We start from the raw sequence: 2,719 nt of genomic DNA on the forward strand, positions 1-2,719 counted from the left end.
GCCGCCAAGTCGAAGGGCATGACCGAGGAGATGCACGCCGAGCTTCTGGCGGTGATCGGCATGGCGATGCAGACCAATGGGCTGGTGGCGGCGCTCGGCGTGGAACCTGACGAGGCGTTCAAAGCATGATGGCAGTTTCTCGGAGGGCAGCGCCCGACCCTGGGTGGGCGCGTCGAAACGCAGGGTCCTCGCGCTTTATGGTCACGTCCACCTCCGACGTGCGATCTTTTCGCAACCGTCGAAAAGCGCCCTCCCGGGGGGAGGGTCGGGCGCTGCCCGGGCTGGCCGCCCGGGCGCAGGACGTTCGTGTTACTTGCCAAAAGATAGGAGTCTTCTGAATGGCGTTGGTTACCGGATTTGAGCCAAAAGAGTTGGCGCATGCGAGCGCACAGAAACCGGTCGAGGCTAGCTACTCGTCAATCGAAATCGACGGAGAACGGTTTTTTCAGATCGACACGTACGGAAGCGCGGAGCGCCAGATGGTTGGAAAACGAAGCCAGTCCATTCGCTTGAATCGGCAAGCTGCCGAGCAGCTGATCAGTCTCCTGAAGCAAGAATTTAATCTTTAACGGAGGTGACTCGCTATGCCCGCACGCATTCCGCGATCCGACTACGCCGCGATGTTCGGCCCCACCACCGGCGACCGCGTGCGCCTTGCCGACACCGAGCTTTTCGTCGAGGTCGAGCGCGACCTGACCACCTACGGCGAGGAGGTGAAGTTCGGCGGCGGCAAGGTGATCCGCGACGGCATGGGCCAGTCCCAGGCCACCCGCGCCGAGGGGGCGGTGGACACCGTCATCACCAACGCGCTGATCGTGGACGCCACCGGCATCTACAAGGCCGACGTCGGCCTGCGCGACGGGCGCATCGCGAAGATCGGCAAGGCCGGCAACCCGGACGTGCAGCCCGGCGTCGACATCGTCGTCGGTCCGGGGACAGAGGCCATCGCGGGCGAGGGCAAGATCCTGACCGCCGGCGGCTTCGACAGCCACATCCACTTCATCTGCCCGCAACAGGTGGAGGACGCGCTGCACTCCGGCATCACCACGATGCTCGGCGGCGGCACCGGCCCGGCCACCGGCACCATGGCGACCACCTGCACGCCGGGGCCGTGGCACATCGGGCGGATGCTGCAGGCCGCCGACGCCTTCCCGATGAACCTCGCCTTCGCGGGCAAGGGCAACGCCTCGCTGCCCGCCGCGCTGGTGGAACAGGTGGAGGCCGGCGCCTCTGCCCTCAAGCTGCACGAGGACTGGGGGACGACGCCCGCGGCGATCGACTGCTGCCTCTCGGTCGCGGACGACCACGACGTTCAGGTGATGATCCACACCGACACGCTGAACGAGAGCGGCTTCGTCGAGAACACCGTCGCGGCGATGAAGGGCCGCACGATCCACGCCTTCCACACGGAAGGAGCAGGCGGCGGGCACGCCCCGGACATCATAAAGATCTGCGGGGAAGAGCACGTCCTGCCCTCGTCCACCAACCCGACGCGGCCCTTCACGGTGAACACCATCGAAGAGCATCTCGACATGCTCATGGTCTGCCACCACCTCGACAAGTCGATCCCCGAGGACGTGGCCTTTGCCGAAAGCCGCATCCGGCGCGAGACCATCGCGGCAGAGGACATCCTGCACGACATGGGCGCCTTCAGCATCATCGCCAGCGACAGCCAGGCGATGGGCCGCGTGGGCGAGGTGATCCTGCGCACGTGGCAGACCGCCGACAAGATGAAGAAGCAGCGCGGGCGCCTGCCGGAAGAGACGGGCGCGAACGACAACTACCGTGTCCGTCGCTACGTCGCGAAATACACCATCAACCCGGCGATCGCGCACGGCATCGCCCACGAGATCGGCTCGATCGAGGAGGGCAAGCGCGCCGATCTGGTGCTATGGTCGCCCGCCTTCTTCGGGGTGAAGCCGGACCTCGTGCTCCTCGGCGGCACCATCGCCTGCGCGCAGATGGGCGACCCCAACGCCTCGATCCCCACGCCGCAGCCGGTCCATACGCGGCCGATGTGGGGCGCCTACGGCCGCTCGGTCGAACGCAGCGCGGTGAGTTTCGTGAGCCAGGCCGCGCAGGCCGCGGGCATCCGCGATGCGCTGGGCCTCGCCAAGGACACGGCGGCGGTGCGCGGCATCCGCGGCGTCACCAAGCGCGACCTGATCCTCAACGACGCGCTTCCCGCGATGGAGGTGCACCCCGAGACCTACGAGGTGCGCGCCGACGGCGAGCTGCTCACCTGCGCGCCGGCCGAGGTGCTGCCGATGGCGCAACGCTATTTCCTGTTCTGAGGCCAAGACATGACCGAGCTTCCCGTCGCGCAGACGCTGCACCGCAAGGGCCACTGGCAGGGCCCCGCCGACTGGGTGCGGCTGGATTACGAGGCGCGCTTCCTGCGCCGCAAGCGGCTGGAGACCGGGGGCGGGATGCCGCTCCTCGTCGATCTGCCGCAGACCACCTCGCTCGAGCACGGCGACGCGCTGGAGCTCCCCGACGGCCGGCTGGTGGAGGTCATCGCCGCGCCCGAGCCGCTGATGGAGCTGCGCGGCGACCTGCCGCGCCTCGCCTGGCACATCGGCAACCGCCACACCCCCTGCCAGATCGAGGAGGGGCGGCTGCTGATCCGTCAGGACCATGTGCTGCGCGAGATGCTGGAACGCCTCGGCGCCGAGATCGCCGAGGTGGAGGCCCCCTTTACCCCCGAGGGCGGCGCCTA

3 protein-coding genes and 1 pseudogene are annotated in these 2,719 nt (G+C 67.8%); all 4 read left to right on the forward strand.

The features are described 5' to 3' along the window. A pseudogene (locus tag ACESL7_RS15040) lies at positions 1–129 on the forward strand (carboxymuconolactone decarboxylase family protein); the annotation flags it as partial. Between the two features lie 209 nt (positions 130–338). Beyond that, positions 339–569 carry a hypothetical protein gene (locus ACESL7_RS15045; RefSeq protein WP_372894108.1) on the forward strand — a complete coding sequence of 77 codons (231 nt, stop codon included), beginning with the start codon at positions 339–341 and terminating at the stop codon, positions 567–569. 15 nt (positions 570–584) lie between these two features. Continuing rightward, entirely contained in the window at positions 585–2,294 is a 1,710-nt protein-coding gene (gene ureC, locus ACESL7_RS15050) for an urease subunit alpha (RefSeq protein ID WP_372894109.1), read from the forward strand. A gap of 9 nt (positions 2,295–2,303) precedes the next feature. Beyond that, on the forward strand, positions 2,304–2,719 hold a 416-nt coding region (locus ACESL7_RS15055; RefSeq protein WP_372894110.1), incomplete at its 3' end, for an urease accessory protein UreE.

It is taken from the genome of Rhodosalinus sp., assembly GCF_041685465.1.
Taxonomy (GTDB): Bacteria; Pseudomonadota; Alphaproteobacteria; order Rhodobacterales; family Rhodobacteraceae; genus Rhodosalinus.

Coding starts and splice junctions, on each gene's coding strand:
- ACESL7_RS15045 (WP_372894108.1), top strand. CDS start 339: ATGGCGTTGGTTACCGGATTTGAGCCAAAAGAGTTGGCGCATGCGAGC.
- ureC (WP_372894109.1), top strand. CDS start 585: ATGCCCGCACGCATTCCGCGATCCGACTACGCCGCGATGTTCGGCCCC.